This is a genomic window from Sulfitobacter sp. THAF37 (assembly GCF_009363555.1).
Lineage (GTDB): Bacteria > Pseudomonadota > Alphaproteobacteria > Rhodobacterales > Rhodobacteraceae > Sulfitobacter.
The window spans coordinates 2,915,714-2,938,388 of sequence record NZ_CP045372.1 but is presented as its reverse complement, the minus strand read 5'-3'; the positions used below and the strand labels follow the sequence as shown (position 1 = coordinate 2,938,388).

Sequence of the window (22,675 nt, the reverse complement as noted above, 5' to 3'; positions counted from 1 at the left end):
AGGAGTGCCAGAATGACCGCCTATGACGACGACAATATCTTTGCCAAGATCCTGCGCGGAGAGATCCCCAGCTTCAAGGTCTTCGAAGACGACGAAACCTTGTGTTTCATGGACATCATGCCGCGCACGGACGGGCATTGTCTGGTGATCCCCAAGACGCCCTGCCGCAACATCCTGGATGCGACACCCGCACAGCTTGCCGCCTGCATGGCCACGGTCAGCAAGGTGGCGAACGCGGCCAAAAAGGCCTTTGACGCCGATGGCATCACGCTTCAGCAATTCAGCGAAGCGGCAGGCGGGCAGGAGGTCTTTCACCTTCATTTCCATATCCATCCCCGCCACGAGGGCGTGCAGATGCGCCCGCCGGGGCAGCAGGGCGACATGGATCAGATCAAGGCCAACGCAGAGCGGATCGCGGCGGCGCTGAGCTGACGCCGCGCTCCAGGGGCCGCGAATCGTAGGCCGATACCGACCATCCGGCGACCTTGAGCGCCATCGCGGCAGCGTGCATGGGCCGTCGCACCACCGGCAAATGCGCCGAAAATAGCCGCATTTGCCGGTGGCCCGGGCACCGGGTCATCGACCATGAGTGCCAAGGATTTGAAATAACATTGATTCTTTTGCTTTGTCGTTTCGGCATCGGGCCATAGGCTCGATGGCATAACAACAAAACAGGGACAATTTTCATGGCACTCAAACCTCCACTGATGAAACTGCCGATCAAGACCGCCGACAGCGGTTTTTATCGGGGTTTCAGTATTGATGTGACCATCACGGCCAAGATCATCATTGGTCTGCTCGTGATTTGGGCCGTCGCCTTTCCCGAGCAGGCTGGCCGTGTCCTGTCGGAATTCAACGGCTTCATCCTGACCAACTTTGCCACCTGGTATGTCTGGGTGATGGCGCTGTTCGTGATCACCTGCATCGTGCTGGCGGTCTGGCCGGCGGCGGGCAAGCTCAAGATGGGGCTGCCCGATGACAAGCCCGAATTCGGCAACTTTTCGTGGTTCTCCATGATGTTCGGCGCCGGGATCGGTGTCGGGATGCTGACCTGGGCCGTGGCGGAGCCGATCTATCACTTTGGCAATAACCCGGACGTGATCCAGGGCTTTGCATCGGGCAAGGGCGAGGACAACATTCTCAACGCCTACAAGTGGTCCTATCTGCACTGGGGTTTCACCGCCTGGTCGTCCTACGCGATTGCCGGTCTGGGCCTGGGCTATTTTGCGTATCGGCGGGGGTTGCCGCTGACCATCCGGTCGTCGCTGACGCCGCTGTTCGGCAAGTCGCTGTCAGGGCCATTCGGTCACATCATAGACATCGTCGCGGTGGTCGCGACGATCCTAGGCGTGGCGCAGACGCTGGGTTTCGGCGTCAATCAGTTCGTGGATGGTCTGGCGCGCATCGGCATCGGTGACTGGCTGATCGACGCGGAAGGACAGCCTTCCTCCCTCGGGATCATCTTCTCCATCGTGGTGATCATGGGGGCATCGACCCTGTCGGCGCTTTCGGGTGTGGGCAAGGGCATCAAGTGGCTGTCGAACATCAACATGGCGCTTTCCATCTTCCTGCTCGGCTTCCTCATGCTCTTCGGCGCGACCTTCTTCGGTTTCTACACCTTCTTTGTCGGAATCTGGGAATACGTGATCGCGCTGCCCGGCATGATGTTCACCATCTACGGCGGAGAAAATCCGGTGGATCAGGATCTGGCCGGTTGGCAGGGGTCCTGGACGGTCTTCTACTGGGCGTGGTGGGTGGCCTTTGCGCCCTTCGTGGGCCTGTTCCTGGCGCGCATCAGCCGGGGCCGCACGATCCGGGAGTTCGTGCTGGGCGCAGTGCTTGTGCCCGCGCTGATGTGCTTTGTCTGGTTTGCCTGGGCAGGCGGCACGGCCATCGACCTGGAGCTGACCGGCGAGGCGGGGGGCCGCATCTTCGAGGCCACCGACGGCGGCAAGATCTTTGCCATGACCGACATTCTTCTGGGCAGTGGCGTGCTGGGCTGGCTGATGGCGGTGATTATCGTGATCCTGCTGATGACCTATCTCGTCACCTCTGCGGACTCTGCGGTGCTGATCGTCAACACCATCAATGCCGCGGGCGACGAAGGCCCCAAGGCACGGCCCCACATCATCTTCTGGGGTGTCGCGCTGGGGGCTGTCGTGGCGGCGCTGTTGCTGATCGGCGGGATCGGCGCCATTCAGACGGCCATGGTCATCGGGGCATTGCCGTTCTCGTTGGTGATGGTGCTGATGGCGGTCTCTTTGATCAAGGCGATCTTCAACGACGGCAAGCGGATGGCGTCGGGCGTGAACGCCTATTCCGAGGATGTGGGCGCAACCCCGGCGGAATAAGCTTTTGAAAACAAGGGCGGGCCTGACAAATCGTCCGGCCCGTTCTGCCGCTACCGGGTTGCCTTCAGTGCCTCACCTGATAGGTCTCCTGGTTCAAACCAAAAAGAAGGGGGACTAAGATGGTTGATGAAACCACAAACCAGGGCATACCCGAGCCCGACGGCGCGTCAGACGTCATCGAAACGGACTACGAGATTGGACAGGACAATATCGACGGCTCTTTCGGTCGTCTGTATTTCGACATTCACAACCCGGTTTTCGCGGTCTCGGCTGTCGCGATCATCGCGTTCGTTTTCTACACGCTGGCCTTGCCCGAACAGGCGTCCGGTGCCTTTTCCGCGATGTTCGATTTCACCACCAAGAACTTTGACTGGTTCCTGATCGGGGCCGCCGACCTTGTGGTCATCTTTGCGCTCTTGCTGATCGTCACGCCCTTCGGGTCCGTGCGGCTGGGCGGGGTCGATGCGGCGCCCGACTATACGTACCTTGGCTGGTTTGCGATGCTGTTTGCAGCCGGTATGGGCATCGGGCTGATGTTCTACGGCGTATCCGAACCGCTGACCCATTTCTCGACCTCATTCGGCGAAACCGCCATCGGAGAGGACGGGCTGCGCACGGACTGGGCACCGCTGGGGGCCGCCACCGGGGATGAACCGGGTTCCGTACGGCTCGGGATGGCTGCCACGATCTATCACTGGGCCCTGCACCCTTGGGCGATCTATGCGACCGTCGCGCTGGCGCTGGCGCTTTTCACCTACAACAAGGGCTTGCCGCTGACGATCCGCTCGGCGTTCTATCCGCTTTTGGGTGAGCGTATCTGGGGCTGGCCCGGTCACGTGATCGACATCATCGCCGTCTTTGCGACGCTCTTCGGTCTGGCCACCTCGCTGGGCTTCGGCGCGACGCAGGCGAATGCGGGCCTGAACGAGCTTTTCGGCATTCCTATCGGCAACACCACCGAGGTCATCCTGATCACGGCGATCACCGCCGTGGCGCTGGTGTCGGTCGTGCGGGGCCTGGATGGCGGGGTCAAGGTCCTGTCCGAGGTCAACATGGGGCTTGCCGGTCTGCTGGCGCTGTTCACGCTGCTGGTGGGGCCGACGGCCTTTCTGCTGTCGTTCTTCTGGGACAGCCTGAAAGCCTATGTCGAATACCTGCCCGCCTTGTCCAACCCCTTTGGCCGGGAAGACATCAACTACTCCCAGGGCTGGACAGCCTTCTACTGGGCGTGGTGGATCAGCTGGTCGCCTTTCGTGGGCATGTTCATCGCCCGGGTCAGCCGGGGCCGGACCGTGCGTGAATTCATCATCTGCGTGCTGCTGATCCCGTCGATGGTGTGCGTGGTCTGGATGTCGATCTTTGGTGGCACGGCGATCAATCAGGTGCTGACCGACGGCTTCACCGGCGCACAGGACGCGGAGCTGCCGCGCCAGCTGTTCCAGATGCTGGGACAACTGCCGCTGGCGTCGATCACGTCCTTCATCGGCATCGTGCTGGTGATCGTGTTCTTCGTAACCTCATCCGACTCGGGCAGCCTCGTGATCGACACGATCACGGCGGGCGGCAAGATCGACGCGCCGCTGCCGCAGCGGGTGTTCTGGTGCATCTTCGAAGGCGCTGTCGCCATCGCGCTGCTGCTGGGGGGCGGGTTGGCCGCCCTGCAATCCATGGTGATCTCAACCGGGTTGCTGTTTACCCTGGTGCTGCTGCTGATGTGCTTCTGCATCTTCCGCGGCCTGCAGAGCGAACGCGCCGAAACGCGCTGACCACCGGCACAAGAACAACAAAGGGGCATCCCGCCGGGGTGCCCCTTTTCGTTTCGGCTTGACCTTGTCCGTCCCGGCGGCGAACTCTGGCCGCATGACACACCTTGATACCGCCTGGGTCCGCTCACAGTTTCCCGCCTTTGCAGAACCATCCCTGCAGGGGCAGTCCTTTTTCGAGAACGCGGGGGGGTCCTATACCTGCCAACCGGTGATCGACCGGCTGACGCGGTATTATACCCAACGCAAGGTGCAGCCCTATGGCCCCTACGAGGCGAGCCGGCTGGCGGGCGCCGAGATGGATGAAGCGCGGCAACGGCTGGCGGCACTTCTCGGCGTCGAGACGGACGAGCTGAGCTTTGGCCCCTCCACCACGCAGAACACCTATGTGCTGGCAAATGCGTTCGGACAGTTGATGGAAGAGGGGGAGGCGATCGTTGTCACCAATCAGGATCACGAGGCCAATTCCGGCCCCTGGCGCCGGTTGGCCGACCGCGGCATCGAGGTGCGCGAATGGTGCGTCGATCGCGATACCGGCGCTTTGAACCCCGACGATCTGGAAAACCTGCTGGACTACAATGTGCGTCTGGTCTGCTTTCCGCACTGCTCCAACGTCGTGGGGCAGGTGAACCCGGTGGTCGAGGTGACGGCACTTGCCCATTCCGCCGGGGCTTTCGTCTGCGTCGACGGCGTTTCCTACGCCCCGCATGGCTTTGTCGATGTGGGTTCGATGGGGGCCGATATCTATCTCTTTTCCGCCTACAAGACCTATGGACCTCATCAGGGGGTGATGGTGATGCGCCGGGCCTTGGGCGAGCTGCTGCCCAATCAGGGCCATGTCTTCAATGGCGATACGCTCTACAAGCGGTTCACGCCTGCGGGGCCGGACCACGCGCAGATCGCGGCCTGTGCCGGGATGGCGGATTACCTCGACGCGACCTACCGCCACCACGTTGGCGGCGAGGCGGCTCCGGTCGCGCGGGCGGGGGCGGTGCATGACCTGATGCGCGCCCATGAGACAGCATTGTTGCAGCCCCTGCTGGATGCGATGAAAAGCCGAAACTCGGTGCGGTTGATCGGCCCGGACACCGCCGCGGGCCGCGCGCCCACGGTTGCGCTGGCCCTGACACGGCCGGGAGCCGACGTGGCGGCCGATCTTGCGCGCCACGGGATCATGGCGGGGGGCGGCGATTTCTACGCGGGCCGCGCACTGAAAGCAATGGGCGTGGACCCGGACAAGGGTGTCCTGCGGCTGAGCTTTACCCACTACACGTCCCGGGCCGAGATCGACCAGCTGCTGAACGCGCTCGACGATGTTTTGTGAAACCAAAGCCTTGCTTCACCCGTGTCTGCCCTAACTCTCCTTGAGAGAGAGCAACACAAAGGCTGACATGAGCGACAACTCCCCGATCCTGATGTGGTTTCGCCGCGACCTGCGGCTGAGCGACCACGCGGCCCTGACCGCCGCCTGCGACAGCGGACGCCCGGTGATCCCGGTGTTTGTCCACGATGCGCTGTCCGAAGGGCTGAAGGCCGCGCCCAAGTGGCGGCTGGGTCTGGGCGTGGGGCATCTGGCCGAAACGCTGAAGGACAAGGGCAGCCGGTTGATCCTGCGGCGGGAACGCGACGCGCAGGCCGCGCTGGAGAACCTGATTGAGGAAACCGGCGCCGGGGCGGTGTATTGGTCACGGCTATACGATCCCGACAGCGTGGCGCGCGACAGCCGGATCAAGGAAACCCTGAAAGACCGTGGGATCGAGGCGCGATCCTTTGGCGGGCACCTGATGTGCGAACCCTGGACGGTGGAGACGCAGCAGGGCGATTACTACAAGGTCTACACGCCGTTCTGGAACAACGTGAAGGGCAGGGACATGGACGCCCCGCGCAGCACACCGGGCAAGATCCCCGCGCCGGATGCATGGCCGGGCAGCGACAACCTCGACGACTGGAACATGGGCGCCGCGATGGATCGGGGGGCCGACGTCGTGCGCCCCTTCGTCCGGCTGGGAGAAAGCGCCGCGCAATCCCGCTTGGGCAGTTTCATGGCTCATATCGTCGAAGGCTACGATGAAAGCCGCGACATTCCGGGTGCCGACGGCACGTCGAACCTGTCGGAGAACCTGTCGCTGGGTGAAATTTCACCCTTTCAGTGCTGGCACGCGGGCCTGCGCGCGCGGGAGGAAGGCAAGGCCGGGGCGGAGACCTTTCTCAAGGAACTCGTCTGGCGCGAGTTCGCCTATCACCTCATGCACCATACGCCGCGGCTGCTGACCGACAACTGGCGCGAGGACTGGGATGCCTTCCCCTGGCAGGAGGATGCGCGCGCCAGCGAGGTCTGGGCCTGGAAAAAGGGGCGCACCGGGATCCGCTTCGTCGATGCCGCCATGCGCGAACTCTATGTGACCGGACGGATGCACAACCGGGGCCGGATGATCGTGGCCAGCTACCTGACCAAACATATGATGACCCACTGGCGCATCGGGCTGGAGTGGTTCGAGGATTGCCTGATTGACTGGGACCCGGCCAGCAACGCCCTGGGGTGGCAGTGGTCGGCAGGGTCCGGCCCCGATGCGACCCCCTATTTCCGGGTGTTCAACCCCGAGACCCAGATCGATCGCTTCGACAAGGACCGCACCTATGTCAGCCGCTGGATCGCCGAAGGCCGCGCGAACCCGCACGAGGACGCGCTGAAGTTCTTTGACGCGATGCCGCGCCATTGGGGGCTGAGGCCCGACGACGACTACCCCGATCCTATCGTCAGCGCCTCGGACGGGCGGCACCGCGCGCTGCAAGCCTATGAGAACCGAGACTTTTAAGAATTGTGAATCCCGCCGCTCCGGGTAATATCGGACGGTCAATCCTGTGGAGTGGATATGATCCATACCAGCATCGAGGGCCAGACCGGCCTGCCGCGATATTTTGCCCATGTCTTTGGCATGGCCCAGCAGATGCAGAACGGGCGCTGCGATTTTCACCTGCCCGATGGCCGGGTGTTCCGCGCCGAGGGGGCAAACCCCGGCCCGGTGGCGGAGCTGCACATTCACAGCGACGACCTGTTCGCACGGCTGATCCGCGAGGGGGACCTGGGTTTCTGCGATGCCTACCTGGATGGCGACTGGTCCACCCCCGATTTGCAGGCCTTCATGGACCTTGTCCATGCGGGCAACGAAAACGTCTATGACGGCTTTCCTGGACAGGGGCTGGTAAGGGCGTTCGAAAAGTTCCGCTTCTGGCTGCAACGCAACCGCCGTGGGCAGGCGCGCAAGAACATCAGCTATCACTACGATCTGGGCAACGATTTCTACGCCCTTTGGCTGGACGACACGATGACCTATTCCTCCGCCCTGTTCCCCGACGGCGCGCAGGCGTCGCTGGAGGCCGCGCAGATCGAGAAATATCGCAGCATGGTTGACCAGATGGGCGTGCAGCCCGGCGATCACGTGCTGGAGATCGGCTGCGGCTGGGGCGGCTTCGCCGAATACGCGGCGAAAGAGCGCGGCCTGCGGGTCACTGGGCTGACCATCAGCGAGCAGCAGTTGAAGTATGCCCGGGAACGCATTGAAAAGGCGGGTCTTTCCGGTCTTGTGGAATTCAAGCTGCAGGATTACCGCGACGAGCGTGGCCATTACGACGGCATCGCCAGCATCGAGATGTTCGAAGCGGTGGGCGAGCAATACTGGCCGATCTATTTCCAGACCGTGCGCGACCGGCTCAAACCCGGCAGGGCGGCGACGCTTCAGATCATCACCGTCGATCACCGCCGGTGGCCGGTCTACAAGCGTGGCGTGGATTTCATTCAGAAATACATCTTTCCGGGCGGTATGCTGCCCAGCCCCACGATCCTGCGCGAACAGGTCGAGAAAGCGGGCCTGATCGTCGACAAGTCGGTGGAGTTCGGCAAAAGCTACGACATCACCCTGCGCCGCTGGCACGAAAGCTTCAACGCGAAGTGGGACGAGATCAGGGAGATGGGCTTTGACGAGCGGTTCCGCAGGATGTGGAATTTTTACCTCACCTCCTGTGCAGCGACATTTGACAGTGGCAATTGCGATGTAACGCAGATTACGATCAGGCGACCGGGTTGATCTGAAGGAACAAGGATGCCGACCGCCGCAAGACTCGTCGCTGCCGTTGCGCTGGCGGCTCTGGCCTATGTCATTTCGATCATGGTCATGCCACTGATGCCCGAAAGTACCGACTTTGGGTATTTCATCCCGGTCAACATCCTGCTTGGGCTGGCCTGTGGCTGGATCGTGATGGGCCCGCGTGCCGGTCGGGGCACCACCGCGGCGATCAACAACGGCTTTACCGGGGTTTTCGTGCTGATGCTCTGGGGCGTCGGCATTCAGGCGGCCAATGAAATGGTGCGCCTTGCCATGCGCAATCGGTACGACAACGCCTTCGAGGCGATCGTGGCGGTGTTTCAGATCGGGGCGGAATACGCCGTGATCATCGCGACCATGCAGATTGGGCTGGCTCTCGTCATCGGCGCTGTCGTGGCCGGGCTGGTGACGGAATTTGCCAGCAATCATTGGAAATGATCCCATGAGAAGCCTGTTCTTCTACGGAAGCCTGCGCCATCAGCCCCTGCTTGAAATCGTGCTCGACCGGTCGGCGGACAAACTCGACATGGCGTCCGCCGTTCTTCCGGGATATGCGACCTTTGCCGTCGAGGGCGCGCCGTTTCCCGTGGCCCGGCCCAGTGCCGAGGGCGCTGCGCATGGCATTCTGGTCCGTGGGTTGACGGATGCCGAGGTGGCCCGGCTGGATTTCTACGAGGCCGGTTTCGGCTATGAGCTGGTGGAGATGATGCTGGCCGACGGCCAGAACGCCCTGGTGTATCTGTCCGAACCCGACCGCTGGACCCCGGCTGGCCCCTGGTCGCTGGCGGAGTGGGAGGCGCAGTGGGCCGCGCTGACCTGCGAGGCGGCGCGCGAGGTGATGGGGTATTTCGGCCAGCGCAGCGGCGCTGAGGTGGCTGGGATGTTTCCGATGATCCGCAAGCGGGCGCAGTCGCGGCTCAATGCGCGGCAGTCGCGCCACGGGACGCTGACCAAGCCGGGCCGCACGGTCATCGAGCAACGGCAGCGGTCCTATGCGCATTTCTTTGCGCTCGACGACATGAAGGTGCGATTCGAACATTTCGACGGCAGCATGTCGCCGGTGGCGGACCGCGCGGTCTTTATCGCAGCCGATGCCGCGCTCGTGTTGCCTTATGATCCCCGGCGGGACCGGGTCCTGCTGGTGGAGCAGATGCGCATGGGGCCGCTGGCACGCGGTGACAGAACGGTCTGGCAGCTGGAACCCATCGCGGGGCATATCGACCCCGGCGAAGCCCCGCGCAACGCCGCGATCCGCGAGGCCAGAGAGGAGGCGGGGCTGACCCTGCAGGCGATCGAACCGATTGCCGAGGTCTATGCCAGCCCCGGCAATTCGACCGAATTTTATTATATCTTTCTGGGGATTGCCGATCTTCCCGACGCCGCCGAAGGCATTGGCGGGCTGCCCGAAGAAGGTGAGGACATCCGCGCGCATGTGTTGTCCTTCGATGCTTTGATGGACCTGGTCGACGGATTTGGCGCGGCTAATGCGCCGCTTGGGCTGGCGGCCTTCTGGCTGGCGCGGCACAGGGACCGCTTGAGGTTGTCAGATACGGGCGATACACCGGAGGCGACATAACCTCTGGGGGCATCCATGCACGTTGCATCTGATCTGGCACAGGCCATCGGGAACACACCGCTCATCAAACTGCGCAAGGCCAGCGAGCAGACCGGGTGCGAGATCTTTGGCAAGGCCGAGTTCATGAACCCCGGCCAGTCGGTCAAGGACCGTGCGGCGCTTTATATCATCCGCGATGCAATTGAACGGGGCGAGCTGAAACCCGGTGGCACCATCGTCGAGGGCACCGCCGGAAACACCGGCATCGGTCTGGCGCTGGTGGGCGCGGCGATGGGGTTCAAGACCGTGATCGTCATGCCCGAGACGCAGAGCCAGGAGAAAAAGGACATGCTGCGCCTGGCCGGGGCCGAACTGGTGCTGGTGCCCGCCGCGCCCTACAGCAACTCCAACAACTACATCCGCTATTCCGAACGCCTGGCCAAGACCATGGCGCGCAACAGCAACGAGGGTGTGATCTGGGCAAACCAGTTCGACAACACCGCCAACCGTCAGGCCCATATCGAGGGCACGGGCCCCGAGGTCTGGGCCCAGACAGATGGCAAGGTCGACGGTTTTGTCTGCGCCATCGGCACCGGCGGCACGCTGGCCGGCATGGGCATGGCGCTGCAGCCCAAGGGCGTGAAAGTGGCGCTGGCCGATCCGGGCGGGTCCGGCATGACCAAGATCTACACGGGCGAGGATCCCGGCGGCGATTCCATTACCGAAGGCATCGGGCAGGGCCGCGTCACCGCCAATCTCGAAGGGTTCACCCCTGACATGGTCTACCGCATTCCCGACGAAGAGGCGCTGCCGGTTGTCTTTGACCTCTTGTCCGAAGAAGGGCTCTGCCTTGGCGGCTCCAGCGGCGTGAACGTGGCCGGGGCCGTGCGCATGGCAAAGGAAATGGGGCCGGGCCATACCATCGTGACGATCCTGTGCGACTCCGGCACGCGGTATCAGTCCAAGCTCTTCAACCCCGACTTCCTGCGCGAAAAGGGCCTGCCGACGCCCGGCTGGCTTGACCAGGCGCCTGCCTCCATTCCGGGTGTGTTCGAGGACGTGTGATGCGCTTGCTGGCCCGGTTCTTCACGCTCCTGGCTGTCGTGCTGTGTCTGGCGACAGGCACGGTGCAGGCGCAGGACACGACGCTCGAAACCGCGGTGCCGTCCTTCGACCGGTGGGAAGGCCTTGCGCGCGAGGCCGAGAACGCGATCGACAACAACAGCGGCACGGACGAGACGCTGATGGCGATGCGCAGCCGGATCGCGGAGTTCCGCACCGAGTTCGACAATGCGCGCGACATCAATGCCGCGCGGATCCGTACGGTGCGCGAACAGATCGCCGCCCTCGGCCCGCCGCCGGAGGGCGAGAACGCACCGGCCGAGCCGGCCGATGTCGCGGCACAGCGCGAGGCGCTGAACGAGGAACTGAGCCGATTGCAGGTGCCGGGCCAGAAGGCCGAAACGGAGTTCGTCCGCGCGGACAGCCTGGTGGGACAGATCGACACGATCCTGCGCGACAGGCAGGCGCAAAAGCTGCTGACGGTGACACCGTCGCCGTTGAACCCGGCCTACTGGCCACCGGCCATCTCGGACTTTACCGTCGCGGTAACGGACCTGCGCGACGAGACGCCGAATGCCGCCGACGCGCGCACCTGGACGGCACTGCGGAACAACCTGCCCGTTGTCGGATTCCTTTTCGTTCTGGGGATGGTTCTGATCCTGCGGGGCCGGCATTGGGCCGGGATGATCGTGCGATCGTTGCAAAGCTACGGCGCGCGGGGCTTTGGCATCTGGCGGTTCCTCGTGTCGCTGCTGCGGATCTTCCTGCCCGCGGCGGGTCTGGTTGCGCTGGCATTGGCGGTGATCTCGTCCGAGGTGCTGGGCCCGAAGGGCGAGAACATCGTGCTGGTGATCAGCCTGCTCGGTGGGATCATGCTGGGTGTGCGCTGGGTGTCGGAACGCATCTTTTCGCGCGACGACGACGAGGCGCTGCTGCTGCTGCCGCGTGAGAAACGCAAGGAGGCACGGTTTCATGTGGGGATGATCACGGTGATGATCATCATCACCGAACTGATCAGCCAGATCCTGAAGACCGGCGAAAGCGCACCGGTCAGCCTGGCGGTGCTGCAATTCCCGTGGCTGGTGATCTCCAGCCTCATGCTCTACCGCATCGGCGTGCTGCTGCGCGGCTATACCGAGCCGTCCTCGGCCACCGATGACACACTGACCGAAGTGCGGACCAGCACGCTGGGCCGGGTGGTACGGGGGCTCGGGACGGGGGCGGTGATCCTCGGCTGCCTGTCGCCGGTCCTGTTGGCTGCTGGCTATTTCCAGGCCGTGGACGCGCTGATGCCGCCCTACATCATGACGCTGGTGCTGCTGGGGCTGGTCATGGTGCTGCAGCGGTTCTTCGCCGATCTCTACGGGGCTTTGACCGGGCAGGGGCAAGCGGCCAGGGAGACATTGATGGCCGTGCTGTTCGGCCTTGTTCTGCTGCTGCTGGTCCTGCCGGTGCTGGCGTTGGTCTGGGGCGCACGGGTGACGGACCTGACCGAACTCTGGCAGGCCTTCGGGCGCGGTTTCGCCGTGGGAGACACCCGGATTTCACCTGCGGATTTCCTGACCTTCGCGGTGATCTTTGTCATCGGTTACGTGCTGACCCGTCTGGTGCAGTCGGCGCTGCGGGGCAACGTGCTGCCCAAGACCAAGATCGACATCGGGGGGCAGAATGCGATTGTCTCCGGGTTGGGGTATGTCGGGATATTCCTCGCCGCGCTTGCGGCGATCACGGGCGCGGGGATCGACCTCAGTTCACTTGCCATCGTGGCGGGGGCGCTGTCGGTCGGGATCGGCTTTGGCCTGCAGAACATCGTGTCGAACTTCGTCTCCGGCATCATCCTGCTGATCGAGCGACCGATCTCCGAAGGGGATTGGATCGAGGTGGGCGGGCAGATGGGGTATGTCCGTGACATTTCCGTGCGCTCGACCCGGATCGAAACCTTCGACCGGACGGATGTGATCGTGCCCAACGCCGACCTCGTGTCCGGCACCGTCACCAACTACACCCGCGGGAATACGGTGGGCCGACTGATCGTTCCGGTCGGCGTAGCCTATGGTTCCGACACCCGGCGCATCGAAACCATTCTGCGCGAAATCGCCGAGGCGCAGCCGATGGTGCTCGCCACACCTGCGCCGAATGTGCTGTTTCTGAACTTTGGCGCGGATGCGCTGGAATTTGAAATCCGCTGTTTCCTGCGGGACGTGAACTGGATGATGCTGGTCAAGAACGACATCAACCACGAAATCGCCGCGCGCTTTGCGGAGGAGGGGATCGAGATACCCTTTGCCCAGCGCGATCTCTGGCTGCGCAATCCCGAGGTGCTGCGCACCCGCGAAGAAAACACCGGCGCGGGCAATGCGCGCGAAAGTGGCGCGCCGACCGCCAACGACCGACCGCGTGCCGAGGATTTCGACAGCCAGGATACCGGCGGGGACGCCGAAGCGGGCGACGATATCGCATGACCGAACCGCTCTTTCGCGCCGATGCCTATACCCGCGAGGCCAAGGCGCAGGTCATTGCCCTGACCGAAGAGGGGGGCATCGTTCTCGACCGGTCGATCTTCTACCCGACCGGTGGCGGCCAGCCGGGCGACAGCGGCTGGCTGGATTGGGACGGTCTGCGCATGCCCCTGGCCACGGCGATCAAGGGGCGCGACGACAGTATCGTGCTGGTACCGGCCGAGCCGGTCGCCTTGCTGCCGCTGGGGGCCCATGTGATGCAGGTGCTGGACTGGGACCGCCGGCACCGCCACATGCGCCTGCATACCGCGCTGCACCTTCTGACGGCGGTGATTCCCTATCCGGTGACGGGCGGCCAGATCACGGCCAGCCACGGACGGCTGGATTTCGACATGCCTGACATGACCCAGGACCGCGCGGCAATCGAGACGGCGCTGAACGATTATGTCGCCCGCGATGTAAGGGTCAGCGATGGCTGGATCACCGCGCAGGAGCTGGACGCGAATCCGGATCTGGTCAGGACCATGGCGGTGCAGCCGCCGCGCGGGGCGGGCAAGATCCGCCTGGTGAGGGTGGGCGACGCGGACGACCCGATCGACCTGCAGCCCTGCGGCGGGACCCATGTGGCCCGCACCGGAGAGATCGGCGCGCTGCGGCTGGGCCGGATCGAAAAGAAGGGCCGCCAGAACCGGCGGATCTATCTGCACTTGGAAAGCTGAAGCTGAGGATATGGGGCGTCAAAGGCCCATTTTCCCTCTTGCACCCCGGGTGCCGCCCACGTTAAACCGCCCCTCACGGAGAGGTGGCCGAGTGGTCGAAGGCGCACGCCTGGAAAGTGTGTAGGCGGGAGACCGTCTCCAGGGTTCGAATCCCTGTCTCTCCGCCATGATCCCCAGACGTCCCATGCAGGCGTATTTTTCCATATCCCCGTGAATTACGCTGCCCTTCGATATATCGGAGGCGTCTTGCTGACCCAACTCAGCCAAACGGCGCGCAAAGCAGACGTTCGTCTCTGGCGCAGAGAATGGCGGGTTTGAGCGCATGTATTATTCTCAAAGCAAAGCTTTGGCAGCGCCCGAACCGCCCCCACGGGGCGGGCGCTACTCGCCCACCCTTCGGTTCGGGCGCGATCTACATGACCGCTTCGTCCGCATAGAGGCTACCCGCGCTACCGTCGTTGAAGGTCCGGTTCCGGGTCGGAAATCCTTTGCAGGGCCTGCTGACCAGGTTCATACGTGCCGCTGGTTCAGGCCGTTGTACTGCATTCAACACCCATCCCGCTCAGCACGTCCCGAAACGCTGCGATGTCCTGCGGGCGGGACAGGGACGGCGCATGGCCGCAGTCCTCCAGCAGGGTGACTGCCGGTTTCGGGCCGCTGTGGCGCATCCGGTCGAGGATACCGGGCGTCATCAGGTCTGACTGTGCGCCGCCAAAGACATGGGTGGGCACGGTGATCCGCGCCCAGCGGTCCCAGGCGGTCATCTCCTGCGGGGAATCGGTGAACTGCCGCAGGATCGCGGGGTCGTAATGCAGGGTCAGCCGCCCGTCCGACCGCCGCCGCAGGGAGGTGCGGGTCATCCGCGTCCAGTATGCGTCTCCGGCAGGGCCGAAGGGCGCATAGGCGCTGCGCAGCCAGCTTTCCGCCTGGGCATAGCTGGTAAAATGCGGAAGCGTTCCGACATAGGACAGGATGCGCTCAAGAGCGACGGCGGGCACCTCGGGGCCGATGTCGTTCACGATCAGACAGCCGATCCGACCGGCGTCCTTGCCCGACGCCATGTGGATGCCGATCTGGCCGCCCATCGAGGTTCCCAGCCAGGCCGCCCGGTCGATCCCGTAGTGATCCAGCAGGTCGGCCATGATGCCGGCGGCGTATTCGATGGAATATTCAACGCTCGCGTCGGAGGCCCAGCTTGACCGGCCCCGGCCGATCATGTCGGGACAAAGGACCAGATACTCCTCTGCCATTGCCCCGGCGAGTTCGTCAAAGTCGCGTCCCGTCCGGGCCAGCCCGTGCATCATGATCAGTGCGGGGTTGCCGGGGTCGCCCCATTCGGTGACGTGGATTTCATGGTCCATCACCGGGACAAAGGCAAAACGGGGCGTGATCATGCGCGCTGCCCCCGCGCCATCAGGGTGCCTGCGATGCCCTTGGGAAAGAAATAGACCAGCAGGATGAAGATGATCCCCAGCCAGAACAGCCAGCGGTCGGGGGCCAGCAGTTCGGGCAGCAAGGGAATGGCTGCCGTCGCTTCCGACGCGGCACTCATCAGGTCGCGCAGGTAGTATTGTGCCATGACCATCAGCACCGCGCCGATCACCGCGCCCCACATCGTGCCCATGCCGCCGATCACGACCATCAGCAGGATGTCGATCATGATCGCAAAGGACAGCGCCGTGTCCGGCCCGGTGTACTTCAGCCAGATCGCGTAGACCGACCCGGCCAGCGAGGCGACGACCGCCGAGAGGCAGAAGACGAAGGTGCGGTAGGCGACGACCCGGTAGCCTATGGCCTCGGCCCGGGCCTCGTTCTCGCGGATCGCCTTCAGCACGGTGCCCAGCGGCGAGACGGTGATGCGCAACATCACCAGGAACAGGGCCAGCGATGTGGCAAAGACAAAGTAGTAGGCCGCGAGTTTGCCGTTCAGGCGGACGCCGAACCAGCGCAGCACCTTGCCGTCCTCGTCCACCGCCAGCTTGGTCGCGGTCTTGAACAGGTCGGGCGCGCGGTAGGTGATGCCGTCCTCACCCCCGGTGATCTGGCTGAGCTGCGAGGCCAGCACCAGCACGACGGAGGCCGCCGCGAGGGTGATCATGGCGAAAAAGATCGCCTTGACCCGCAGGCTGATCAACCCGATGGCGGTCGCGACGACGAGCGAGATCAGAACCCCGGCAAGCGTGCCAAGCGCCACGGCGTCCCAGCCCGGTCCCATCTGTTTCAGCGCGATGGCGGACCCGTAGGCGCCGAAGCCGAAGAACATCGTATGGGCAAAGCTGACGATCCCGGTATAGCCGATCAGCAGGTCGTAGCTGGCCACCAGCACGATGAAGATGCAGATCCGCGCCGCGACCTCCAGTGCGCGGATGTCCTGAAACAGGAAGGGCGCAAAGAGCAGCAGGGCTGCGATGACCAGCATTGCGGATTTGACGGCGATGGTGCCGTATGTCGGTTTCATATCTCGTCCCTCACTTGACCGCCGGGCGCAGCCCGCTGGGCCGCCACATCAGGATCGCCATCATCAGGATCATGTTGGATGCCAGCGCCAGCTTGGGTGCGAGGTAGCCGATGTAATTGGCTGTCAGCCCCACGATGATCGCGCCCAGCAAGGTGCCTTCGATGGAGCCGAGCCCGCCGATGATCACCACGATGAAGACGACGATCATCATCTCGCCGCCCAGTGCGGGGGTGATCAGCGTCTCGTAACCCGCCCACATCGCGCCGCCCAGCGCGGCCAGGGCGCTGCCCAGCATGAAGACACCGATGAACAGGCGGTTGATCTTGAAGCCCAGCGCCTCGACCATCTCGCGGTTTTCCACCCCTGCGCGGATCAGCAGGCCGATGCGGGTGCGGTTCAGCAGGACCATCAGCCCCGAAAAGACGGCCACGCCAAGGCCCACGGCAAAGAGGCGGTAGATCTCCATGCTGACGTCACCCACGATCCAGGCGCCTTCCAGAAACGCGGGGCGCGGCACGCTGACCGGGGTGCCGCCCCAGACGGCAAGGATGATCTGTTCGCTGACGATCAGCGCGCCCATGGTGATCAGGATCTGGCGCAGGTGGTCGCGGTAGACGGGGCGGATGATCACCGTTTCAAAGAACAGACCGGCGGCAAGGCCAAAGGCGATGGCCGCCAGCAGCGCCAGCGCCAGCGCGGCAGTGGCCAGCATCCAGCCCCCGTCAAGCCAGGTGGACAGCGCCGCCAGCACCGTGGCCGCGACAAAGGCGCCAAAGCTGATAAAGGCGGAATGGCCGAAGTTCAGCACGTCCATCAGGCCGAACACCAGCGACAGGCCCGAGGCCATGAGAAACACCATCATGCCCATGGACAGCCCCGCCACCGTCAGTGTCACCCAGGACGAGGGCGCGCCGATCAGCACAAAGGCCACGGCGGCCAGCGCCAGCGGCAGAAGGTTCACGCCGCCCAACCGGCCCAGCATCTCGGAAACTCTGTTCATCATGCGGAAAGCCCCAGTAGCTGCCCTTGCAGGTCGGTGTCGGCGGCGAAATCCGCCATGCTGCCCCGGTGCACCACGCGGCCGTCGTCGATGACCGCCATGTCGCGCCCGAGGCTGCGGGCAAAGTTGAAGTTCTGTTCGACCAGCAGGATCGTCGTATCCTGCGCAATCTCGCGAAAGGCCTCGCCCATGGCGGCGACGATGGCGGGTGCCAGCCCCTTGGTCGGCTCGTCGATCAGGATCAGGTCGCGCGGTTCGATGATGGCGCGGGCGACGGCAAGCATCTGTTTCTGCCCGCCGGACAGGGACCAGGCCTGTTTGGTCCAGAATTGTTCAAGCGCGGGGAACAGGGTGTAGATGCGGTGCAGGCGGGTCCGGTCGAAACGCCCTTTCGCGGTGGCGAGCACGAGGTTCTCCTGCACCGTCAGGCCACCGAAGATGCCCATGTTTTCAGGGACATAGGCGATCCCCAGCCGGGCGATGTCAGCGGTGGCGAGACGCGAGATGTCCTGCCCCTTGAAGACCACCGATCCCGGCTGCGGCTGCCACAGCCCCATGATCGAGCGCAGCGTCGTCGTCTTGCCCGCGCCATTGCGGCCCAGCAGGACAAACACGCCGCCCTCGGCCACGTCAAAGGTGATGTCGTGCAGTACGTGGTACTGCCCGATCTGCGTTTTCATGTTGTGCAGGGACAGCACGCTCATGCGGTCTCCTCCGTTGCGGTGCCCAGATAGACATCGCGCACGATCTGACTGTCCATCACCTCGCCGGGTGCGCCGTCGGCCAGCAGCTCGCCGTTGTGCAACACGATGATCCGGTCAGCCAGCGCGCGGACCACGTCCATCTTGTGTTCCACCAGCAGGACGGTCTTGGTGGTGTCGGCCTTGATCTTGCCGATCAGGTCCAGCACCGCTGGCGCCTGATCCAGCGACATCCCGGCGGTCGGTTCGTCGAACATGTAGATGTCGGGCTCCATCGCCATCAGCAGCGCGACTTCGAGCTTGCGCTGGTCGCCGTGGGGCAGGCTGGCGGCTGGCATGGCGGCGCGGTCGGTCAGCCGGGCGGCTTCGACGTAGTGTTCGGCGCTGCGGACAAGGTCCTGGCGCGATGCGGCGGGGCGGAACAGGCTCCAGCCCGCGCGCTCTCGGGCCTGCACGGCTAGGCGGACGTTCTCGATCACGGTGAGCTGCGGAAAAAGGTTCGTCAGCTGGAACGCCCGGCCGATGCCGCGCCCGGCACGGGCGGAGGGGGACAGGCGGGTTATGTCCTCTCCCGATTTCTCGACGCGACCGGCGCTTGCGGCCAGCTGGCCGGAGATCAGGTTGAAATAGGTGGTCTTGCCTGCGCCGTTCGGGCCGACGATCACAGTGGTCTCGCCCGGATGGAAATCGCAGGTGACGGCATTGACCGCGACATGGCCGCCGAAACGGATCGTCAGGTCACGGGTGGACAGGGACGGGGAGGGCATCAGTTGGCAATCCTTGGGGGTATCCGGCCCGCCGGAACGGCGGACCGGGTGTGCCTTGCGGGTTTCGCGGGCTTACTGGCTGTTGTCGCGACCGATGGGGATGTCCATCTCGTCCGGCTCGATGATGCGGACCAGATCGGGGATCGCCCATTCGACGTTGTCATCCACGCGGATCTTGAAGTGCACCATGGATTGCAGCGCCTGGTGGTCTTCGGGGCGGAAGGTCATCTCGCCCTTGGGCGTGTCCCAGGACATGCCTTCCATCGCGGTGATCAGGTCTTCGGTCTCGTAGCTGTCGGCGGTCTTCAGCGCCTTCACCACGGCCAGTGCGGCGGACATGCCCCCTGCTGTGAAGAAGTCGGGCGGCCCGTCGAAGCGTTCCTGGTGGGTGTCCACAAGCCACTTGTTGATGTCGTTCTGGTAGGCCTCGTAGTAGTAGTAGACCGCCCCTTCCAGACCGGGAAACCGCTTGTAGGTCGGCAGCACCGGCAGGATGTGACCGCCCATCGAAATCTCGATGCCATAGCGGTCGGGGTCCAGCGCCTTGATCTTGCCCGGCGCGTCGCCGCCCCCGGCGATGTAGACCAGGATGACCTTGCGCCCTTCCTTGTCCTTCAGCGCGTTGAACATGCGTTCGGTCGCGGCGGTGAAATCGGCAGTGCCCTGGGGGACGTATTCCTCTGTCACGACAGTCGCGCCCGACCCGTCAAGGGCGGCTTTGAACGCGGTGATCCCGTCGCGGCCAAAGGCGTAATCCTCGGCCAGTGTGGCGACATAGAGGTTTTCGTCAGGCTGGAGCGCCAGCGCCTGCGCCTGCATGTCCATCGACGAGTTGCGCGACGTCTTGAACACATAGCGGTTGCTGTCCGGCCCGGTGAGGCTGTCGGCCACGGCGGGTTCGACGATCAGGATCTTTTCGTATTCCTCGGCAATGGGCAGCATGGCCTGTGTCACCCCCGAAGAGGTCGCACCGACGGCAAGCAAGACGTCGTCGTCGCCATAGGCTTCGGCCAGCACGGCCCGGGCCACGTCCGGTTTGAACTGTGAATCCTTGATGATCACCTCAATGGGGCGGCCGTTGATTTCGTTGGTGCCGTCGGTCGCATATTCCAGGCCCAGCTCGAAACCGGTCTGGGCCTGCTTGGAAAAGGCTTCGAAACTGGACCCGGACAGACCGTGGATCAGGGCGATCTTGATCGGATCCTCCTGTGCCCAGGCCGCACCCGCCAGGGTGATCGACGTGGCAATCGTGGCGGCGAACCGCGCGAAATTCTTCATGGTATCCTCCCTATGGGCGGTGGCCGCTGTTGTGCGGACCCAGCCCGTCGTTTACGTGTTTGACAGGATTCAGGATAAGCGGACCCGGGGCAAGATCGTGGAAATACCTATTGACGATTGCTATGCGCAGGGCCGGTTCGCGGACCTTGCCTTTGCCTATGCGCCAGTGGGTCTGGTCGTGACCGAGGCGCGGGTGATCCGGCAATGCAACAACGCGTTCGGTCGCATGTTCGGCTACGCGCCGGAAGAGCTTGCCGGTCAGCTCTTTGCCATCCTTTACCCCACTGACGCGGAGTTCGTGAACATCCGGGACCGGGGGGTAAAGCAGCTGCGCGAAACCAACCGCTACTGGGATGAACGCATCATGGCGCGGCGCGACGGCACGCTGTTCTGGTGCCGGGTGCGGGGCCATTCCTTTACCCCCGAGGACCCGCTGGCCCGCGCCGTCTGGAGCTTTGCGGACCTCAGCGCGGAGCGGCCGTATTTTCCGCTCACCCGGCGCGAACGGGAGATCCTGAGCTACCTGTCAGAGGGGCTGACAAGCAAGGAAATCGCGATCAATCTCGAAATCTCGCACCGGACGGTCGAGGTCTATCGCGCCAAGCTGTTGCGCAAGTTCGGGGTCAACAACACCAGCGGTCTGTTCCATTCGATGGGCGGCATCGACGGGGACCATGTTGTATCGACCTCTGATCAGTAGATCGGCGGTCATGACCGACCAGATAACAAAGACGGTGACGCTGCCGGGCATCACGCGCCATGATGCGCGTCATTCGGCCAGGCCGACGCGGGCAGGGCGGTCGCCCCTCAGATCGGCAAGAATGGTTTCGCCCGCCACGGCGGTCTGACCAACGGCGACCTGCGGGGCCACACCCTGCGGCAGGTAGACGTCGAGCCTGCTGCCAAAGCGGATCAGGCCAAAGCGGTGGCCGACGGCGATCGGGTCGCCTTCCTTGACAAAGCAGACGATCCGCCGCGCCACCAGCCCCGCGATCTGCACCACGCCGATGCGCGCGCCTTCGGGCGTCTGGATGGTCAGAGAGTTGCGTTCGTTGTCCTCGCTCGCCTTGTCGAGCGACGCGTTGAGGAACTTGCCGTGGCGATAGACGATGTTTGTCACCTCGCCCGCGACAGGCGCGCGGTTCACATGGCAGTTGAAGACGTTCATGAAGATCGACACGCGCGTCAGCGGCGCGTCACCGAGCGCGAGATCGGCGTGAGGGATCACGTCCTCGATCAATGACACGACGCCGTCGGCGGGGGACAGGACCAGCCCCTCCTGCTGCGGGATCACGCGCACCGGGTCGCGGAAAAAGTAGTAACACCAGACAGTCGCGCCAAGGCCAAGCCAGAAGAGCGGTTCCCAGACAAGGCCCAGCACCACGCTGACAGCGGCAAAGATCGCCACGAATTTCCGGCCTTCGCGGTGCATGGGCACCGCCACGATCTTGAGCATGTTCATAAGTCTATTCTTTCTATCCAACGCCAGACGATGACCAGACCCATGAACAGGGCCAGCCGGACGGCGTGGCCCGCCGTTTCAGCCCCGGCGCAGGCCAAAAGCCCGAATCCCAAGAGCAGCGCGGGCACGTTATGCCGGAATGTCGGCTCTTGCCAGAGCCTGCGCAGCATGACTGCGGGAATGCAAAAAGCGCCCCTTGGGGCGCCTTGCAAATTGGTTCGAAGCGGGCAGCGACGCGTCAGCCGCCCCAGCTGCGGACCTGGCCGCAGTCCATGTGGACAAAGTTGGACCCCGAATACCGACCGACGCCGCCGCCGTGGCAGGCCATCGCGGCCTTGGCGACCTGATTGACCGAGCGGGACGCAAGCCGCAGGTCGGCGGCCTGACCACGCAGGTGCAGCGAATTCTTGGCCACGCCGCTGGAACGGGCGCGCAGCATCGCGTTGGTCTGCGGGCTGCGGTAGCCGGACAGCAACATATAGGGTTCGTTCACGTCCAGCAGGTTGTGCGATGCCGCCATGATATCGACGGTGCGCAGGTCAATGTTCTTGACCAGATCATTGCGCCAGTCACGCATGAAATAGGTGATCTCCTTGACGGCGTCCTTGATGTACTGGCCTTCGATCCAGTAGATCATGTCGATGCGTTCGCCGGTCCGGCCGGAGTACATGCGGAGGCGGCGAATGTCGCCACCGCCCCGCAGGAAACCTGCCGCGTTGGAATATGTCGGTGCTGCTGCTATAGTTGTCGCTGCGAATGCGCCGAGAAGGGCGCGCCGGGTCATGCCCGAAGAGCTGGTGCCAGTCATAGTTTCTGTCCCGTCATCTCTGCCTGTGGCCATGATGTTACATGGGCCGTTCATCTCTTCCCCAGATGCAACATCCTTATTGCATAGGGGTTTTTCTTTACCAAGGACTGAATCCGAGAGGTTCCCGGTCTATCCAATTTTCGGCGAATTTTTGCGCATTTTTTGTGTGGCACTCTGTGAGTAGCTGAA

20 protein-coding genes and 1 tRNA gene are annotated in these 22,675 nt (G+C 63.7%); 13 read left to right on the top strand and 8 right to left on the bottom strand.

The features are described 5' to 3' along the window. Nucleotides 1-12 precede the first annotated feature (12 nt). The 12 genes from FIU94_RS14390 (at nt 13) to FIU94_RS14335 (ending at nt 14,179) form a co-directional block, all read left to right on the top strand. Nucleotides 13-432 (top strand): HIT family protein, encoded by a 420-nt coding sequence (locus tag FIU94_RS14390; RefSeq protein WP_152466438.1) that lies wholly within the window; start codon nt 13-15, stop codon nt 430-432. 254 nt (nt 433-686) lie between these two features. After that, a complete protein-coding gene (locus FIU94_RS14385; protein ID WP_152466437.1) occupies nt 687-2,351 on the top strand; it encodes a BCCT family transporter in 1,665 nt (554 codons plus the stop codon). 119 nt (nt 2,352-2,470) lie between these two features. Next, the gene (locus tag FIU94_RS14380) at nt 2,471-4,117 is read left to right on the top strand and encodes a BCCT family transporter (RefSeq protein ID WP_152466436.1); all 1,647 of its coding nucleotides are present in this window, start codon (nt 2,471-2,473) and stop codon (nt 4,115-4,117) included. Between the two features lie 94 nt (nt 4,118-4,211). Then, nucleotides 4,212-5,438: an aminotransferase class V-fold PLP-dependent enzyme gene (locus tag FIU94_RS14375; protein ID WP_152466435.1), complete on the top strand. Its 1,227-nt coding sequence runs from the start codon at nt 4,212-4,214 to the stop codon at nt 5,436-5,438. 67 nt (nt 5,439-5,505) lie between these two features. Next, entirely contained in the window at nt 5,506-6,930 is a 1,425-nt protein-coding gene (locus FIU94_RS14370) for a deoxyribodipyrimidine photo-lyase (RefSeq protein WP_152466434.1), read from the top strand. 57 nt (nt 6,931-6,987) lie between these two features. Next, entirely contained in the window at nt 6,988-8,199 is a 1,212-nt protein-coding gene (locus tag FIU94_RS14365; protein ID WP_152466433.1) for a cyclopropane-fatty-acyl-phospholipid synthase family protein, read from the top strand. 15 nt (nt 8,200-8,214) lie between these two features. Continuing rightward, entirely contained in the window at nt 8,215-8,655 is a 441-nt protein-coding gene (locus FIU94_RS14360; RefSeq protein WP_152466432.1) for a TrgA family protein, read from the top strand. Between the two features lie 4 nt (nt 8,656-8,659). Further along, entirely contained in the window at nt 8,660-9,793 is a 1,134-nt protein-coding gene (locus FIU94_RS14355; RefSeq protein ID WP_152466431.1) for an NUDIX domain-containing protein, read from the top strand. A gap of 15 nt (nt 9,794-9,808) precedes the next feature. After that, a complete protein-coding gene (locus FIU94_RS14350) occupies nt 9,809-10,837 on the top strand; it encodes a cysteine synthase A (protein ID WP_152466430.1) in 1,029 nt (342 codons plus the stop codon). Then, nucleotides 10,837-13,296, top strand: a complete 2,460-nt coding sequence (locus FIU94_RS14345) for a DUF3772 domain-containing protein (RefSeq protein WP_152466429.1) — start codon at nt 10,837-10,839, stop codon at nt 13,294-13,296. Before FIU94_RS14350 ends, FIU94_RS14345 begins: the two co-directional genes overlap by 1 nt. Beyond that, nucleotides 13,293-14,012: an alanyl-tRNA editing protein gene (locus FIU94_RS14340; protein ID WP_152466428.1), complete on the top strand. Its 720-nt coding sequence runs from the start codon at nt 13,293-13,295 to the stop codon at nt 14,010-14,012. Before FIU94_RS14345 ends, FIU94_RS14340 begins: the two co-directional genes overlap by 4 nt. Nucleotides 14,013-14,089: 77 nt before the next feature. After that, nucleotides 14,090-14,179, top strand: a tRNA-Ser gene (locus FIU94_RS14335). Between the two features lie 360 nt (nt 14,180-14,539). On the opposite strand, the gene FIU94_RS14330 is transcribed toward FIU94_RS14335, so the two are convergent. The 6 genes from FIU94_RS14330 to FIU94_RS14305 form a co-directional block, all read right to left on the bottom strand. Further along, nucleotides 14,540-15,406 (bottom strand): alpha/beta fold hydrolase, encoded by an 867-nt coding sequence (locus FIU94_RS14330; RefSeq protein ID WP_152466427.1) that lies wholly within the window; start codon nt 15,404-15,406, stop codon nt 14,540-14,542. Next, nucleotides 15,403-16,470 carry a branched-chain amino acid ABC transporter permease gene (locus FIU94_RS14325; RefSeq protein WP_152466426.1) on the bottom strand — a complete coding sequence of 356 codons (1,068 nt, stop codon included), beginning with the start codon at nt 16,468-16,470 and terminating at the stop codon, nt 15,403-15,405. Before FIU94_RS14325 ends, FIU94_RS14330 begins: the two co-directional genes overlap by 4 nt. A 10-nt stretch (nt 16,471-16,480) precedes the next feature. Then, a complete protein-coding gene (locus tag FIU94_RS14320; RefSeq protein ID WP_368407131.1) occupies nt 16,481-17,473 on the bottom strand; it encodes a branched-chain amino acid ABC transporter permease in 993 nt (330 codons plus the stop codon). Next, complete coding sequence (locus tag FIU94_RS14315) at nt 17,470-18,174, bottom strand: ABC transporter ATP-binding protein (RefSeq protein WP_152466425.1); 705 nt, start codon at nt 18,172-18,174, stop codon at nt 17,470-17,472. The genes FIU94_RS14320 and FIU94_RS14315 overlap by 4 nt, the downstream gene beginning before the upstream one ends. Further along, a complete protein-coding gene (locus FIU94_RS14310; protein WP_152466424.1) occupies nt 18,171-18,938 on the bottom strand; it encodes an ABC transporter ATP-binding protein in 768 nt (255 codons plus the stop codon). Before FIU94_RS14310 ends, FIU94_RS14315 begins: the two co-directional genes overlap by 4 nt. A gap of 72 nt (nt 18,939-19,010) precedes the next feature. Next, nucleotides 19,011-20,216 (bottom strand): substrate-binding domain-containing protein, encoded by a 1,206-nt coding sequence (locus tag FIU94_RS14305; RefSeq protein WP_152466423.1) that lies wholly within the window; start codon nt 20,214-20,216, stop codon nt 19,011-19,013. Between the two features lie 94 nt (nt 20,217-20,310). Here FIU94_RS14305 and FIU94_RS14300 point away from each other — a divergent pair, with 94 nt between their 5' ends. Next, on the top strand, nt 20,311-20,916 hold the full coding sequence (locus FIU94_RS14300) for a LuxR C-terminal-related transcriptional regulator (RefSeq protein WP_254702663.1): 606 nt from the start codon (nt 20,311-20,313) through the stop codon (nt 20,914-20,916). Between the two features lie 69 nt (nt 20,917-20,985). Here the strand turns inward: FIU94_RS14300 and FIU94_RS14295 are convergent, their stop codons facing one another. Together FIU94_RS14295 and FIU94_RS14290 are read right to left on the bottom strand one after the other, a co-directional pair. Beyond that, nucleotides 20,986-21,699 carry a phosphatidylserine decarboxylase gene (locus FIU94_RS14295; protein ID WP_302848707.1) on the bottom strand — a complete coding sequence of 238 codons (714 nt, stop codon included), beginning with the start codon at nt 21,697-21,699 and terminating at the stop codon, nt 20,986-20,988. Between the two features lie 217 nt (nt 21,700-21,916). Continuing rightward, nucleotides 21,917-22,486 carry a DUF882 domain-containing protein gene (locus FIU94_RS14290; RefSeq protein ID WP_152466421.1) on the bottom strand — a complete coding sequence of 190 codons (570 nt, stop codon included), beginning with the start codon at nt 22,484-22,486 and terminating at the stop codon, nt 21,917-21,919. Between the last annotated feature and the right edge of the window lie 189 nt (nt 22,487-22,675).

Excerpts from the sequence above, each read along its gene's own strand:
- FIU94_RS14390 (WP_152466438.1), top strand. The coding sequence starts at position 13 with ATGACCGCCTATGACGACGACAATATCTTTGCCAAGATCCTGCGCGGA.
- FIU94_RS14385 (WP_152466437.1), top strand. The coding sequence starts at position 687 with ATGGCACTCAAACCTCCACTGATGAAACTGCCGATCAAGACCGCCGAC.
- FIU94_RS14380 (WP_152466436.1), top strand. The coding sequence starts at position 2,471 with ATGGTTGATGAAACCACAAACCAGGGCATACCCGAGCCCGACGGCGCG.
- FIU94_RS14375 (WP_152466435.1), top strand. The coding sequence starts at position 4,212 with ATGACACACCTTGATACCGCCTGGGTCCGCTCACAGTTTCCCGCCTTT.
- FIU94_RS14370 (WP_152466434.1), top strand. The coding sequence starts at position 5,506 with ATGAGCGACAACTCCCCGATCCTGATGTGGTTTCGCCGCGACCTGCGG.
- FIU94_RS14365 (WP_152466433.1), top strand. The coding sequence starts at position 6,988 with ATGATCCATACCAGCATCGAGGGCCAGACCGGCCTGCCGCGATATTTT.
- FIU94_RS14360 (WP_152466432.1), top strand. The coding sequence starts at position 8,215 with ATGCCGACCGCCGCAAGACTCGTCGCTGCCGTTGCGCTGGCGGCTCTG.
- FIU94_RS14355 (WP_152466431.1), top strand. The coding sequence starts at position 8,660 with ATGAGAAGCCTGTTCTTCTACGGAAGCCTGCGCCATCAGCCCCTGCTT.
- FIU94_RS14350 (WP_152466430.1), top strand. The coding sequence starts at position 9,809 with ATGCACGTTGCATCTGATCTGGCACAGGCCATCGGGAACACACCGCTC.
- FIU94_RS14345 (WP_152466429.1), top strand. The coding sequence starts at position 10,837 with ATGCGCTTGCTGGCCCGGTTCTTCACGCTCCTGGCTGTCGTGCTGTGT.
- FIU94_RS14340 (WP_152466428.1), top strand. The coding sequence starts at position 13,293 with ATGACCGAACCGCTCTTTCGCGCCGATGCCTATACCCGCGAGGCCAAG.
- FIU94_RS14330 (WP_152466427.1), bottom strand. The coding sequence starts at position 15,406 with ATGATCACGCCCCGTTTTGCCTTTGTCCCGGTGATGGACCATGAAATC.
- FIU94_RS14325 (WP_152466426.1), bottom strand. The coding sequence starts at position 16,470 with ATGAAACCGACATACGGCACCATCGCCGTCAAATCCGCAATGCTGGTC.
- FIU94_RS14320 (WP_368407131.1), bottom strand. The coding sequence starts at position 17,473 with ATGATGAACAGAGTTTCCGAGATGCTGGGCCGGTTGGGCGGCGTGAAC.
- FIU94_RS14315 (WP_152466425.1), bottom strand. The coding sequence starts at position 18,174 with ATGAGCGTGCTGTCCCTGCACAACATGAAAACGCAGATCGGGCAGTAC.
- FIU94_RS14310 (WP_152466424.1), bottom strand. The coding sequence starts at position 18,938 with ATGCCCTCCCCGTCCCTGTCCACCCGTGACCTGACGATCCGTTTCGGC.
- FIU94_RS14305 (WP_152466423.1), bottom strand. The coding sequence starts at position 20,216 with ATGAAGAATTTCGCGCGGTTCGCCGCCACGATTGCCACGTCGATCACC.
- FIU94_RS14290 (WP_152466421.1), bottom strand. The coding sequence starts at position 22,486 with ATGACTGGCACCAGCTCTTCGGGCATGACCCGGCGCGCCCTTCTCGGC.